Below are 12,916 nucleotides of genomic sequence, written 5' to 3'. Positions count from 1 at the left end.
GTTGAATGTTTATCGGGGTGTTGCGATGCGGCGGGCATGCAGCGAATTCAGTTCGATGATGCTGCCTGCATCCGGGTTTGACTTGACGATCTCGCGCGGCGTAACCCCCAGCAACCGATTCATCCAATGCGCCATATGGCTCTGGTGCGCAAAGCCCGTATCGAGCGCGATCTGACTCGCGCTCAGCTTGCCTTCCAGCAAGAGCGTTTTCGCCCGTTCGACACGTCGTTGCACCACGTACTGATGCACCGGCATGCCAAGCGTTTCGCGAAACAGCACCTTGAAATGCGGCACGCTCAACGCTGCATGCCCGGCCAGTTCGGTGAGCGTAAGACGCTGATCCAGATGCGCTTCAATGAAATCGATTACGCGCGCGGCCATTTTCGGCGCGAGCACGCGGCGCTTGTTGTCGAGCATCGGCGCGCCGCCGACCAGACGCACGATCATCGCCGTGCACAGGCTCTCCGCGTAGAGCGGATCGGACGCATCGTCGGCTTCGAGCTCGGCGCGTAAAGCCCACGCGAGATGCTGAAAGCGCGGGTCGCGCATCTGAAACTGCGGACGAAGCCGTGTTTCGCTCGACTTCAGCTCCAGTTGTTCGACGGTCCTGCGCGCGAAGTCTTCGGCGATCCACACGCTGAAAATCGTGCAAGCGGATTCATCGCTCCACTGCCCGTCGAGCCCCGCGGGAACCACATCGGCGTCGCCATGCGCCTGAATCCGCGAGTAGCGACGTTCGTTGCACATGCAAAGCGCACGGACCGGCGCGCCGACATGCACGCCCACACGATGATGCTTGAGCGCCGGAATCCGGTGCAGACCGGCGGCCACGCTAACCAGTTCCGCGCCAAAGCCCCGCCAGCCGAGCGCCTTGCTGGAACGCAAGGCGATGCGGGAGCCACTGTGCGGCTGCGGCATGGGTATCACAGCATTCATTGCGTTCCCTCGTAGATGGCGGCCAATGTAGCTGCATTGTGCGGTGTTTTACGCCGTTTCGCCTAGCTTGCCCTCAATCTTGCCCCTGTGCTCAATCGCGTGCCGCGACGCCGCATAAAAACCAGTCATCCGAATCTGCGCACCACGATCCTTGCCCGCGCGTTTCCTGATTCGCGCGTCCCTATGATGACAGCACCCCAGGTCCACAAGGAGTCCACCGTGTTGGTGATTTTTGGAGCAGCAGGCAATGTAGGTCGAGTGAGCGCAGCGGCATTGCGCCGGGCAGGCCGCGAGGTACGCGCGGTGGTGCGCAATGAGCGGCAAGGCGAACTGCTGGCGGAAATCGGTTGCGAGATTGCTCTCGCCGATCTGCTCGATCCGCCATCGGTTGCTCGGGCTATCGAGGGCGCGTACGCGGTGCAGATGCTGTGTCCCGTGCCGCATGCGGACGCCGATCCCGCCGCCACGATGCGCCGCATGATCGACGTGGGCGCCGCCGCATTGCGCGCCAACCCGCCGCAACGCGTACTCGCACTGTCCGACTATGGCGCGGAGCACGCAAACGGCACCGGCATCACGACGTTGTTTCACTACCTCGAAGCGCAACTCAAACCCGTCGACAGTCAGTTGATCTTTTTACGCGCCGCCGAACATATGCAGAACTGGGCTCGCGTGTTGCCGATCGCGCTCGCGAAGGGTGTGCTGCCGAGCCTGCATCATCCGTTGAGCAAGCTGTTTCCGACGGTCGCCGCACAGGACGTCGGACTGCTCGCCGCCGAACTGCTGCTCGACGACCGGCTGGCCAACGTATCGCCACGCGTGGTCAGCATTGAAGGCGCGGCGCGCGTCAGTGCGTTCGACGTTGCGCGCACATTCGGCGCGTTGGCTCACCGTGAGATCGTCGCGCACGCCATGCCGCGCGGCGAATGGGCCGCCATGCTCCAGGGCGCCGGACTCGGCGCGAACTACGCGCGCCTGATCACCGATCTGTACGACGCGCACAACGCCGGCCGCATCGATGTCGAAACGGAAGTCAGCGAACGGCGCTTCGGCGCCACGGCCCTCGCGGACGTGTTCGCTTCGATCCTGCCGCGGGTCGAAGCGGTTGCGGCGACTCGCTGAACGCACACGTGATAGGAGAAACAGCATGCACACCTGCCCTCTGCTACGCCTGTCGATGGAATCGCGGAGCGCGGCGGCGAAGCCACGCGTCGATGCGCGCATAAGAGATAGCACCCGCCGCTGGCTGGCGATGCTGCTGGTCAGTGTCGCGGGACTGCTCGGCTGGCGCGCGCTTCGGAACGCGCTCGATGCGATTCCCGATAGCAACGACGACTTCGGTCTGTTTTAAGTTGTCGTGACGCGAAGCGAATTGAAGTGCGCCTGGAAACTGTCTGAATGTCTAAATCGACGCTGCAACGCCGGTCGCCATTTGCAAAAATGGCGGCCGGTGCGTTTGCGTCACTTACTCGTTCTCGTCGAAGTAATGCCCGAACTTCAACTGCTTGGTGCGGATATAGCGCTCGTTTTCCTCGCGCATCGGAATCGCCAGCGCGACCCGCTCGCACACCGGGATGCCGTGCTTCGACAGCGTGTCGAACTTCTCCGGATTGTTGCTCATCAAGCGCACTGACGTGACCTTCAGCGTGCGCAAAATGCCTGCCGCCGAATCGTATTCGCGCGAGTCGTCGGGCAAGCCGAGATCGAGATTGGCCTCGACGGTGTCGCGGCCCTGCTCCTGCAGCGCGTACGCGCGAATCTTGTTCGACAGGCCGATGCCGCGCCCTTCGTGGCCGCGCAGATACAGCAGCACGCCGCAGCCTTCGGCCGCGATATAGCGCAGCGCCAGATCGAGCTGCTCACCGCAATCGCAGCGATACGAGCCGAGCACGTCGCCCGTCAGGCATTCGGAATGCAGGCGCGTCAACACGGACGACTGGTTCCCGACATCGCCCATCACGAGCGCGAGATGTTCGGCACCGCTTTCGACCACGCGGAACACGTAGGAGGTGAACGTGCCGTAGCGCGTGGGGAGCGTGGCGGTGGCGTCGAGGACGACGCACTCGCCGCTGATTTCGCCGTCTGCTGCTTGCGACGGATCGTGAGACGTGAGCATGGCGTTGGACAATGGTGCTGACATGAACCCGATAAAACCGGGGATAAGGTATGGACTGGGAGTTTACCGCTAATCGGCTCGCCGCACCTGTAAGTCCATACGCCGCGCACGGAACCGGTGCGCGCGCTGCACTGATACCTCACATAGACGCGCCGCGCGCCCCAGGTATTCCCGATGTACCGAGTGACGCGTCGAGCCTATACTGGAATCGCCTGTCCCTCACGACAGCACGCCGCGCCGGTGTGCTGCACTGCGAAACGGAGCCGCTCCATGACAAGCGTTGCACAACTTCTTAAAACGAAACCGAACAACACCATCGTCTATACGGTCGGGGCCTCGGATTCTGTCTACGAGGCGATCAAGCTGATGGCCGAAAAAGGCATCGGCGCGCTGGTCGTGACGGACGGCGACAGCATCGCCGGCATCATCACGGAGCGCGACTACGCGCGCAAAGTCGTGCTGATGGACCGTTCGTCCAAAGACACGCCGGTGCGCGACATCATGAGCAAAGCGGTGCGCTTCGTACGCCCCGACCAGACCACCGAAGACTGTATGGCGTTGATGACCGAACGCCGTATGCGCCACTTGCCGGTGATCGACAACGATCGACTGGTCGGCATGGTGTCGATCGGCGACCTGGTGAAGAACATCATCGCTGAACAGCAGTTCACCATTCAGCAACTCGAGTTCTATATCCACGGCGAACGGCCCTGACGTCCACCGCGAGCCGCTGGAAAAGACGCAGCGAAGGCACAAAAAAAGCCCAATCCTTGAAAAAGGTTGGGCGAAGCTACCTTGCGGCAGCGGAGGTTCCTTGAATTGTGGAGCGCGCCGTATGCGGCGCGCATGTTTCTCGCTACTTCAATTTTAGTTACCGAAATAAACCGACTTCGAACCAGCCGACAGTTGGGCTGCCGCGCCCGACTGCGACGAACCGCTCATCGGCGCACCGTAACCGCTGGTATCGGCGACCGGTTCCTGCGTTTGCGCGACTGCCGGGTTTTGCGCCTGAACGCGACGCTCGGCGGCCTGGATGTCGGCCGGATAGTTCGTGTCGTTAGTGAGGGCGGGGTTGTAGCCGGCCTGTTCCAGTTGGATCAATTCACTGCGCACTTGTGCGCGGGTCACGGGTTGCTGGCTCGATTGAGCGAACGAAGCGACCGGTGCTGCGAGAACCACTGCAATGGCGACTGCCTTGATGAGCGACTTCATGATCACTTACCTCCAGACTTGGTTTTTTGCTTCGCTCGACACACCATGTGAGAAGCGAGTAAGTGCAGTCTAGTCACCAGGTCTCCGAGGGAAAACCCTTAATTCCGAGATACATAATTGTTCAAATCGCAAAAATGCGTCAAAACTTCCCGTTCGCCAGTCGTGGAGCCGTCGCTTTACCGTAATAATTGTCGGGATCGTAACCCTTTGCATCTGATGTTTCGAAAACCCGCTCGTGCTGAGTGTGTTTTGCCGCGACGCGCGCTGCCGGCAGTCAAATTTTCGCGGTCGTGGAATCGGTGGAACGCGGCGCCTGCAGCAGCTTTCTCGGTCCACTGACGAACACGCTGCCCGGCGCGAAAAACCGCAGCGGCCGATGCATCTCGCGCGACAAGCCGATGCGCGTCGTCACCCCAACCGGCATCTCGTCCGTCTCGATCACGCCGATCCACAGGCCGCGTCCCTTGCAAAGATCGCGGCCGTCGAATGCCTGTCCGATGCCCAGCGCCGTGGTCAGCCGGCCTGGACCACGCGCCAGATCCCGCAGCGGCACGCCGGGCCGCCGCGTCTCCATCAGGGGCAGTCCTTCGAGCGGCTCGATCGCGCGAAACAGAATCCCCGCGCCGACCTCCTCCGCTTCGGCAGACATGTTGAGCATGTACGAAAGTCCGTAGGTCAATCGCACGTAGGCATGCCCGCGCGCGAGAAACATCGAGCCGTTATACGAACGGCGGCCGGAAAACGCGTGGCTGGTCGAATCGCCGACCGGATAAGCCTCGGTCTCGACGATCCGTCCACTGACGCGGCCTTCCGGCAGATCGTGCACGAGGTACTTGCCGACCATGAAGCGCGCCAGCTCGACCGTATCGAGCGGCAAATCGTCACGAAACAATGGAATGATGGGGAGCGGCGGATTAGGCATGCGGTTCGGCCTTGTTTGGAGCGCGCCGTGGAAGCGCGGTAAGCGATGGCGCGCCATCGGCCTGTTTTCATCGGCCGATTCGTTGTACCAAAACCTCATTTCGGTACAGCGGCGCATTCACCATGGCACTAATTGGAGTATCGTGTCTTTCCGGTCGTCAGCACAGCCTCTGCCGGCATGCGTGAGCGCCGGCCCGCTTGATCAGCAGACAGATTGCAAGAAATCGCACGACCCGCAGCACTGTTCCATTCAGTTTCGATCCCGAAGTACCCGCTGGTGTAGTACCCCGGCCCCATCCAGGGGCCGTCGTATTTATGACAACAGGAGAAAGTCGAATGAAAGCATTCACCGGAATCAAGATGGTCGGCGGCGCTCTGATCGTTCTGGCGTCGCTCAATGCGTATGCGCAAAGCAGCGATGCAGCAGCTGCTCCCGCAGCTGCGTCGTCGGCAACCTCCACGAAGGCGGCCAAGGCAGCCAACCGCGCGCTGGGACGTAAAGTGCGCAGCACGCTGTCGAAGACGAAGGGCCTGAGCGTGGCCAACATCGTGGTGCGCGCACGCGGCGGCGCGGTGACGTTGGAAGGCACCGTGCCCGAACAGGCGCAAGTCGATGTGGCGACTCAGGCGGCGCAAGGCGTGGCCGGCGTGACGTCGGTGAAGAACGCGCTGACGATCCGTCCGATCGGACAGTAAGCCCGAAGCAGTCTGCTGTAGTGCTATACCCGGGCGCAATGCTTCTTTACGGGGCGTTGCGTCCGATTCGATTCTTGCGGTTCCTCCAGTGCGGCAAGCACCTCGACCGTTCAGCGCCGCTGGCATTCCGGCCGGCGAAACTGCACGGCAGTTTTCCGCGCAATCCCGCGGATCCCATCCTTGAACACAGAACAGGCGCCGGTCGCCGTAGAGCGGTCGAATCCGCGCCGTCGCGATACAACGCACAACTGGCAAACGCGCGGCCAGAACGAATTATCCTTTATAATTTAATGTGTTAGGGCATTTTATTGAGACGATGGATCAGCATTGTCGCCCGCCTGAAGCCTGGTTGCGCCTGAAGCCTGGTTGCCACTCGTTGGCGCCTGCCGCGCCAGTCAAATACAAGCATTAGAAAGGAAACCCCGAATGACCACGCCCGCCACTGTTTTGCCCCGCTGGACCATTGCCGCGCCATTCGTCGCATGGATCGTGCTGGGCGTGGCGTACGCCATGCCGGGCCACGCGGTGCTGCTCGCGCTGGTCGGCGCAGCGCTGTGCGCCGCGGTCTTCACGGCGGTGCATCATGCGGAAGTCGTCGCGCATCGGGTCGGCGAGCCTTTCGGCACGCTGGTGCTGGCGGTGGCCGTCACGGTGATCGAGGTCGCGCTGATTGTCTCGGTGATGCTGTCGGCCGGCCCGGAAAAGGCCGGTCTCGCGCGCGACACGGTATTCGCGGCGGTAATGATCGTCTGCAATGGGATCGTGGGCATCTGTTTGCTGGTGGGCGGCATCCGGCATCGCGAACAGGACTTTCAGATTCGTGGCGCAAACGCGGCGCTGGCGGTGCTCGCGTCGTTGTCGGTGCTGACCATGGTGATGCCGAATTACACGACCACCAGCGTCGGCCCGGTGCTGTCGTCGTCGCAACTGGCGTTCGCGGGCGTTTCGTCGCTGGTGCTGTACGGCGTGTTCGTGTTCGTGCAGACCGTGCGGCATCGCGACTATTTCCTCGCCGACGTGCCCGATGAAAACGTCCATGCCGCGCCGCCGAGTATCGGCGTCGCCATGGCGAGCGGCGGCTTGTTAATGGTGTGCCTGGTTGCCGTCGTGTTGCTGGCGAAGGTGTTGTCGCCGGTCGTCGAAACCGCGGTAAAGGACGCTGGCGCGCCGCCGGCGGTGGTCGGGATCGTGATTGCGGCGCTCGTACTGCTGCCCGAAGGTCTCGCCGCGGTGCGCGCAGCGCGCGCGGACCGCTTGCAGAACAGCCTGAATCTCGCGCTCGGTTCGGCGCTCGCCAGTATCGGGCTGACCATTCCGACCGTTGCCGTGGTGTTTTTGTGGACCGGTCAGCCGCTTGTACTGGGTATCGACGGCAAGGAAACCGTGCTGCTGATACTCACGCTGCTGGTCGGCACGCTCACGCTCGGCACCGGCCGCACCACGATTCTGCAAGGCACGGTGCATCTGTCGCTGTTCGCGGCTTATCTGTTTCTGTCGTTCGCGCCGTGACGGCGCGTCATGCACGACATGCACGACGTGAAGGTCCTGGCTCGGGACCTTACTCTTCCCAATGCGCCGCGATCCAGTCGCGAAACAGATTCAGCTTCTGCTGATGCGCGACCGAGTCGGGATAGACGAAGTAATAGCGCCAACCGGTCTTGAGCACCGTATCGAATGGCCGCACCAGACGCTTGGCCGCCACATCGTCGTCGATCAGCGCAAGATCGCTGATGGCGACGCCGAAGCCCTGTAACGCGGCGTTGGTCGCCATATCGAGCGTGTCGAAGCTCGGGCCATGCTCGGCGTCGATCGCGTGCGGGTTCGCGGCACCCAGTTCAGTCACCTTGGCGAGCCACATCTTCCAGTCGCGGTGATCGCGCGTCGGATGCAGCAGCGTGTGGCGCGCCAGATCCGCGACCTGATCCAGCGGCTTGTCTTTCAGCAGATCGGGCGCGCACACCGGCGTCAAACGCTCCTCGAACAACGGCACCGTCCGCACGTCCACCCCCGGCGACGATCCATAGATGATCGCCGCGTCGAACGGCTCGAGCTGGAAATCGACGTCGTGCTGCCAGGTGGTGGTGATCTGTACATGCAGATCGGGATACTCGGCCTGGAAGCGCATGATCTTCGGCAGCATCCAGCGCATCACGCAGGTCGGGACTTTCAGCGCGAGATCGGTGCGCTGGCGCGTGAGGCGCAGCGAAATCTCCTCGATGCGCGCGAAGCTCTCTTTCACCGCCGGCAGCAGCAATTCGCCTTCGGCGGTCAGCGTCAAACCCTTCGCATGGCGCTTGAAGAGCGGAAACTTGTAGTAGTCCTCGAGCGCGATGATCTGCCGACTGACCGCGCCTTGCGTCAGACACAGATGGTCGGCGGCGCGCGTAAAGCTGCGGTGCCGCGCGACGGTTTCGAAAATCTGCAGCGCATTGAGCGGCGGAAGACGTCGCATCGAAGTAGTCCAGGATCAGAAAAAGTCATTGCGCGGACGAGCAACGCCGAATGCCGCTACGCCCGTTGAGCCTCCAAGCATACGCGATTCGAAACTCCCACACGAGATACGCGCCAGTCCAGGCGCATGCATTCCGCTCATGGCGCGACCATGAATTGCGATCCGCTCACGGTGTCTTGCACCGACTCTGGGCAAAGGTCCTCGGCTGCCGCACCAGAACCGAGCTTTCCTCATACCTCGGCAGGCGTCCGGTCGCGGAAAAATCATGGACGTTAACCCGCATACGCCAGTGCATCGGCGTTCCCGCTGCGTCGAGCGAACCCGCTGCAAGCAGCGTGCAACGGCTTGCGCATGAGATTACGTCATGGCCGCCATGCGCATATTTCGTTTGTTGGAGGATTTTGGCAAACCTAGAGTGCATCCACACGCAACGCTTGCGCAATGCGTGAAGGACATCGCAAACGGGCAACCGGGCAGTACAGCGGCAGCGGTCGCGGCGAGTATCGACAGGCAACAGGCGTTCAACACGGGAGACCGCCATGCAAGAGATTAAACGGGGTAGAAGGCAGGCCATCAAGACGATTGGTGCAGCGCTCGCGGCGTCCGCGTTGCCGATGCCGTTCGTCAATCTGAAAGCACAGGAACACAACTTCTCCGGCAAGACGCTGCGTCTTCTGACCTGGTCGGACGACACCGGCGCCGCCGCGCTGCGCAACATCGCCGCGACCTTCACGGCGAAGACCGGCGCCAAGGTGATCGCCGATCGCGCCGACGGTACCTCCGGCATGGTCGCCAAGGTCAAGGCCGCGGGCGAGCGCCCCACGTACGACGTCATCACGCTGGCCGGCGTCGGCGCGGCAGGTCTCGGCGACGCCGGTCTGCTGATGAAGCCCGATCTCGACAAGCTGCCGAACCTGAAGGACGTCGCGCCGCAATATCGCACGGGTGCGAACGGTTTCGGCGTCGGCTATCTGCTGTGGTCGGACGGCCTGATCTACAGCACGTCGACCGTCAAGACAGCCCCGTCTTCGTATGAAGCGCTGTGGGATCCGAAATACGCGGGACGCGTGTTCCTGCCGCCGCCGGAATGGGCTGAAGCCGTGGACCTCGCGATCATCGCCGCGAAGATGAACGGCGGCTCGCAGCAGAACATCGAGCCGGGTTTCAAGAAACTGATGCAACTGAAAGACCGCGTGATGACGCTCGGCGAGAACCCGAACCAGGTGGCCGATCTGTTCCGCACCGGTTCGCTGGATATCGGCGGCATCTATTCGCCGGCCTTCTTCCCCGATCAGATCCGCAAGCCCGAGTACAAGATGGGCGTGACCTACGGCATGAAGGAAGGCTTCGCCACGCAGTTGATGTTCACGGTGATCCCGAAGTCGCATCCGGGCGACATCGACCTGATCCACGCATTTATCAACCATTCGCTCGACGCCGGCGTGCAAGGCCGCATGGCTGCCGACGTGCTGAACGGCCCGGTCAACTCGAAAGCGGTGATTCCCGCCGAGAGCCGCGCGTTCGTGCCGAGCCCGCAGCAGATCGCCGAGAAAGCCGTGTTGCATGACGACAAGGCGCTCGCCGTCGTGCAGCCGGCGTGGATCAAGCGCTACACCGAAATTTTCTCGGCATGAGCACGATGCTCGCGCGCTTGTCGCGGCGTGCTTCAGCAGTGTCGGACGTACCTTCGGGAACCGCGTCGGGCTCGCCTCGCGAGCCCGCGTTCGACGCGCGGGAAACCGCGCTGGCGAAAGCGCGCCCCTGGCTGCTACTCGCGCCGATCCTGCTGTTTCTCGCCGTGCTCGGCGCGGCGGCGCTGGTCGTGCTGCGCATGAGCTTCGGCACGCAAGGCGGCGAATGGCGCGGCTTCACGCTGCAAAACTACGCTGACCTGCTCGACGGCTACTTCCTGAAGTCGTTGTGGCTGACGTTGAAGCTCGCGTTTCAGAGCATGATTTGCGCGGTCTTGCTGGCGATTCCCGTCGCATTGGCGATGGCGCGCACCGAGTCGCGGCTAGCGCGGCGCCTGCTGCTGGCCGGCGTGCTGCTGCCGCTGCTCGTCAATCTGCTGCTGCAAGGCTACGGCTGGTTGATCATTCTGGGGCCGGCCGGTTTGCTCAATCACGCGCTGCTCGCAAGCGGCCTCGTCGAGCGGCCGGTGATGTGGCTGTATCGCGAGCATGGCGTGTTGCTCGGCCTGATTCAGACGGCGTTTCCGCTCGCCGTGCTGCCGTTGTCGAGTGCGATGCGCGCGGTGTCGCGCTCGTATGAAGAAGCTGCGGCCACGCTCGGCGCGACGCGCTGGCAAACCTTGCGTCACGTATTGCTGCCGCTGGCGATGCCCGGTTTGGTATCCGGCGCGCTGCTGGTGTTCGCGTACAACGCCAGCGCGTTCGCCGTGCCGCTGTTGCTAGGCGGACGCCGCGTGCCGATGCTCGCCGTGCTGGTGCACGACCAGGTGGCACCGTTGCTCAATTGGCCCGCGGCATCCGCGTCGGGCGTCGTGTTGATGGTCGCGACGCTTACAGTGATGGCGCTTTCGCAGCGCCTCGTGCGCCGTACGCAACGTCTCGCCGAGGAGCCTCACGCATGAGCATGCCAATTCAAACTGCGCGCCTGCCGCGTTTGCGGACGAGTTTGCCGGCCACCATGCCCGGCCAGCTCGGCAAAGCCGCGGCGCTGCTCGCCGCGATCGTGCTGTTTCTCGCCGCGCTGCCGATCCTGACGATGATCACGATGTCGTTCAGCGCCGCCGACACGCTCGAATTCCCGCCCCACGCGTACGGCCTGCATTGGTATCGCGCGGCCTGGCACAGCTTCGTGTCGCCGGACGCGAGCGACTCGCTCTCGATGGGCGCCGCGCTGAGCACGAGCCTGATCGTCGCGTTATCGACGATGCTGATCGCCACGCTCGTCTCGGTGCCCGCCGCCTACGCATTGAGCCGCTACCGCTTTCGCGGCAAACCCGCGGTCGAACAACTGGTGGCATTGCCGCTCGTCTATCCGCTGGTGATGCTCGGCTTGTCGCTGCTGCTCGTGTTCAATGTGTTGCCGATCGAACTCGGCGTGTTCCGCCTGATCATCGCGCATGTGATTCTGGCGCTGCCGTTCACGGTGAAGAACTGCGCGGCGTCGGTTGCGTCGATCGGTCCGGAATTCGAAGAAGCGGCCTGCGTGATGGGCGCAAGCCCGGGCCGCGCGCTCGTCGACGTGATCCTGCCGCTGATGCGCCCCGGCATCCTCGCCGGCATGCTGTTCGCGTTCATCGTCTCGTTCAACGAGTTCACTGTCACCTTCTTCCTATACGGCATCGATACGATGACGCTGCCGGTGTGGCTCTACAGCCGCACGGTGTCGTCGCTCGATCCGACCGTGTTCTGTTTCGCGGTGTTCATCGTCGCCATCGACTTCGCGCTGATCTGGCTGCTCGAAAAGCTGATCGGCGATGAAGGCGTTGCGCTTTGACGGTCCCTACATGCTGGAGCATTCGATGACCCATCTGACCTTGCAGGCCGTGACCAAACGCTTCAACGCGGCCCATGCCGTCGACAGCGTCGATCTGAGCGTGCCCGACGGCAAGCTGGTGTGCTTTCTCGGACCGTCAGGTTGCGGCAAGACGACCTTGCTGCGGATGATCGCCGGCCTGGAAACGCCGAGCTCGGGCAGCATCGATTTCGCCGGCCGCGACATCACGCGCTTACCGGCCAACCAGCGCGACTTCGGCATGGTGTTCCAGTCGCTCGCGCTGTTCCCGCATATGACGGTGGCGCAAAACGTCGCGTATCCGCTCAAGCTGCGCAAGACGGCGAAGGATGCGCAGGCGCAGCGCGTGGCTGAACTGCTGGCGTTGATCCAGTTGCCGCACATGGCGAACCGGCCGGTCACGCAACTCTCCGGCGGCCAGCGGCAGCGCGTGGCGATCGCGCGCGCGATCGCGTCGCAACCGAAACTGCTTTTGCTCGACGAACCGCTGTCCGCACTCGACGCCAAGCTGCGCGAAGCGATGCAGGTCGAAATCCGCCTGCTGCAACAGCGCCTGGGCATCACGACGATCATGGTCACCCACGACCAGCGCGAAGCGATGACGATGGCCGACGAGATCGTGGTGATGGAAAAAGGCCACATTGCTCAGGTCGGCAAACCGCTCGATATCTACCGCGACCCGGTGAGCGAATTCGTCGCCGACTTTATCGGTCTCGGCAATATCCTGCCGGTCACTTACGACGGTGCGGGCGGCGTGAATCTGCCGGGCGGCCGGCGCATTGCGGTCGCGCAACCGGCACGCGTGCCGGAATCGAACAGCGATATCCGTCTGCTGATCCGGCCGGAAGACGTGTGCGTCAAATCAGCGTCCGCCGATGCGAGCCCGAACCGCCTTGCGGGAACGGTCACGTTTATCCGCGACGTCGGTGCCTCGCTCGAAGCGACCATCGACTGCGCCGGCTTCACGCTGACCGCCGCGACCACGCCACGCGAGACGCCGGGGCTCACGCTCGGCATGCCGGTGCTCGCAGAATTGCCACCGCATGCGTGCAAACTGATCGCCGCCCGCGCGGCTCATTGAAACCCATTCCAATACCGAC

Annotated in this window: 14 protein-coding genes; 9 read left to right on the top strand and 5 right to left on the bottom strand. The window is 62.9% G+C overall.

The window, feature by feature from the left end:
* Positions 1-9: 9 nt before the first annotated feature.
* Entirely contained in the window at positions 10-936 is a 927-nt protein-coding gene (locus tag AC3WOG_RS29835; RefSeq protein WP_492581405.1) for a helix-turn-helix domain-containing protein, read from the bottom strand.
* 219 nt (positions 937-1,155) lie between these two features.
* Here AC3WOG_RS29835 and AC3WOG_RS29830 point away from each other — a divergent pair, with 219 nt between their 5' ends.
* Together AC3WOG_RS29830 and AC3WOG_RS29825 are read left to right on the top strand one after the other, a co-directional pair.
* Positions 1,156-2,058: an NAD(P)H-binding protein gene (locus AC3WOG_RS29830; protein ID WP_492582491.1), complete on the top strand. Its 903-nt coding sequence runs from the start codon at positions 1,156-1,158 to the stop codon at positions 2,056-2,058.
* Between the two features lie 25 nt (positions 2,059-2,083).
* A complete protein-coding gene (locus AC3WOG_RS29825; RefSeq protein WP_492581404.1) occupies positions 2,084-2,287 on the top strand; it encodes a hypothetical protein in 204 nt (67 codons plus the stop codon).
* Between the two features lie 114 nt (positions 2,288-2,401).
* On the opposite strand, the gene ribA is transcribed toward AC3WOG_RS29825, so the two are convergent.
* A complete protein-coding gene (ribA, locus tag AC3WOG_RS29820; RefSeq protein ID WP_492582490.1) occupies positions 2,402-3,052 on the bottom strand; it encodes a GTP cyclohydrolase II in 651 nt (216 codons plus the stop codon).
* A 270-nt stretch (positions 3,053-3,322) separates the two neighbouring features.
* Between ribA and AC3WOG_RS29815 the strand changes: the two genes are divergently transcribed.
* Entirely contained in the window at positions 3,323-3,766 is a 444-nt protein-coding gene (locus AC3WOG_RS29815) for a CBS domain-containing protein (protein ID WP_492581403.1), read from the top strand.
* A gap of 153 nt (positions 3,767-3,919) precedes the next feature.
* Here the strand turns inward: AC3WOG_RS29815 and AC3WOG_RS29810 are convergent, their stop codons facing one another.
* Together AC3WOG_RS29810 and AC3WOG_RS29805 are read right to left on the bottom strand one after the other, a co-directional pair.
* Entirely contained in the window at positions 3,920-4,264 is a 345-nt protein-coding gene (locus AC3WOG_RS29810) for a DUF4148 domain-containing protein (RefSeq protein ID WP_492581402.1), read from the bottom strand.
* Positions 4,265-4,538: 274 nt separating this feature from the next.
* Positions 4,539-5,186, bottom strand: a complete 648-nt coding sequence (locus AC3WOG_RS29805; RefSeq protein WP_492581401.1) for a DNA-3-methyladenine glycosylase — start codon at positions 5,184-5,186, stop codon at positions 4,539-4,541.
* A gap of 335 nt (positions 5,187-5,521) precedes the next feature.
* Between AC3WOG_RS29805 and AC3WOG_RS29800 the strand changes: the two genes are divergently transcribed.
* Together AC3WOG_RS29800 and AC3WOG_RS29795 are read left to right on the top strand one after the other, a co-directional pair.
* Complete coding sequence (locus tag AC3WOG_RS29800) at positions 5,522-5,881, top strand: BON domain-containing protein (protein WP_492581400.1); 360 nt, start codon at positions 5,522-5,524, stop codon at positions 5,879-5,881.
* A 426-nt stretch (positions 5,882-6,307) separates the two neighbouring features.
* Positions 6,308-7,390: a calcium:cation antiporter gene (locus AC3WOG_RS29795; protein WP_492581399.1), complete on the top strand. Its 1,083-nt coding sequence runs from the start codon at positions 6,308-6,310 to the stop codon at positions 7,388-7,390.
* Positions 7,391-7,439: 49 nt separating this feature from the next.
* On the opposite strand, the gene AC3WOG_RS29790 is transcribed toward AC3WOG_RS29795, so the two are convergent.
* Positions 7,440-8,333 carry a LysR substrate-binding domain-containing protein gene (locus AC3WOG_RS29790; RefSeq protein WP_492581398.1) on the bottom strand — a complete coding sequence of 298 codons (894 nt, stop codon included), beginning with the start codon at positions 8,331-8,333 and terminating at the stop codon, positions 7,440-7,442.
* A 539-nt stretch (positions 8,334-8,872) separates the two neighbouring features.
* On the opposite strand from AC3WOG_RS29790, the gene AC3WOG_RS29785 reads away from it, so the two are divergent.
* From AC3WOG_RS29785 to AC3WOG_RS29770, 4 genes are read left to right on the top strand one after another with little or no spacing between them, the layout of a single operon-like run.
* Positions 8,873-9,967 carry an ABC transporter substrate-binding protein gene (locus AC3WOG_RS29785; protein ID WP_492581397.1) on the top strand — a complete coding sequence of 365 codons (1,095 nt, stop codon included), beginning with the start codon at positions 8,873-8,875 and terminating at the stop codon, positions 9,965-9,967.
* The gene (locus tag AC3WOG_RS29780) at positions 9,964-10,926 is read left to right on the top strand and encodes an ABC transporter permease (RefSeq protein WP_492581396.1); all 963 of its coding nucleotides are present in this window, start codon (positions 9,964-9,966) and stop codon (positions 10,924-10,926) included. The genes AC3WOG_RS29785 and AC3WOG_RS29780 overlap by 4 nt, the downstream gene beginning before the upstream one ends.
* Positions 10,923-11,798 carry an ABC transporter permease gene (locus AC3WOG_RS29775; RefSeq protein WP_492581395.1) on the top strand — a complete coding sequence of 292 codons (876 nt, stop codon included), beginning with the start codon at positions 10,923-10,925 and terminating at the stop codon, positions 11,796-11,798. The genes AC3WOG_RS29780 and AC3WOG_RS29775 overlap by 4 nt, the downstream gene beginning before the upstream one ends.
* A gap of 25 nt (positions 11,799-11,823) precedes the next feature.
* Positions 11,824-12,897: an ABC transporter ATP-binding protein gene (locus AC3WOG_RS29770; protein WP_492581394.1), complete on the top strand. Its 1,074-nt coding sequence runs from the start codon at positions 11,824-11,826 to the stop codon at positions 12,895-12,897.
* Positions 12,898-12,916: the final 19 nt, after the last annotated feature.

Source organism: Paraburkholderia sp. FW306-02-B, from assembly GCF_058782725.1.
Note: the sequence above shows the minus strand (reverse complement) of the source record. Positions and strands in the feature narration are given on the sequence as shown.

Coding starts and splice junctions, on each gene's coding strand:
- AC3WOG_RS29835 (WP_492581405.1), bottom strand. CDS start 936: ATGAATGCTGTGATACCCATGCCGCAGCCGCACAGTGGCTCCCGCATC.
- AC3WOG_RS29825 (WP_492581404.1), top strand. CDS start 2,084: ATGCACACCTGCCCTCTGCTACGCCTGTCGATGGAATCGCGGAGCGCG.
- ribA (WP_492582490.1), bottom strand. CDS start 3,052: ATGCTCACGTCTCACGATCCGTCGCAAGCAGCAGACGGCGAAATCAGC.
- AC3WOG_RS29815 (WP_492581403.1), top strand. CDS start 3,323: ATGACAAGCGTTGCACAACTTCTTAAAACGAAACCGAACAACACCATC.
- AC3WOG_RS29810 (WP_492581402.1), bottom strand. CDS start 4,264: ATGAAGTCGCTCATCAAGGCAGTCGCCATTGCAGTGGTTCTCGCAGCA.
- AC3WOG_RS29805 (WP_492581401.1), bottom strand. CDS start 5,186: ATGCCTAATCCGCCGCTCCCCATCATTCCATTGTTTCGTGACGATTTG.
- AC3WOG_RS29800 (WP_492581400.1), top strand. CDS start 5,522: ATGAAAGCATTCACCGGAATCAAGATGGTCGGCGGCGCTCTGATCGTT.
- AC3WOG_RS29795 (WP_492581399.1), top strand. CDS start 6,308: ATGACCACGCCCGCCACTGTTTTGCCCCGCTGGACCATTGCCGCGCCA.
- AC3WOG_RS29790 (WP_492581398.1), bottom strand. CDS start 8,333: ATGCGACGTCTTCCGCCGCTCAATGCGCTGCAGATTTTCGAAACCGTC.
- AC3WOG_RS29785 (WP_492581397.1), top strand. CDS start 8,873: ATGCAAGAGATTAAACGGGGTAGAAGGCAGGCCATCAAGACGATTGGT.
- AC3WOG_RS29780 (WP_492581396.1), top strand. CDS start 9,964: ATGAGCACGATGCTCGCGCGCTTGTCGCGGCGTGCTTCAGCAGTGTCG.
- AC3WOG_RS29775 (WP_492581395.1), top strand. CDS start 10,923: ATGAGCATGCCAATTCAAACTGCGCGCCTGCCGCGTTTGCGGACGAGT.
- AC3WOG_RS29770 (WP_492581394.1), top strand. CDS start 11,824: ATGACCCATCTGACCTTGCAGGCCGTGACCAAACGCTTCAACGCGGCC.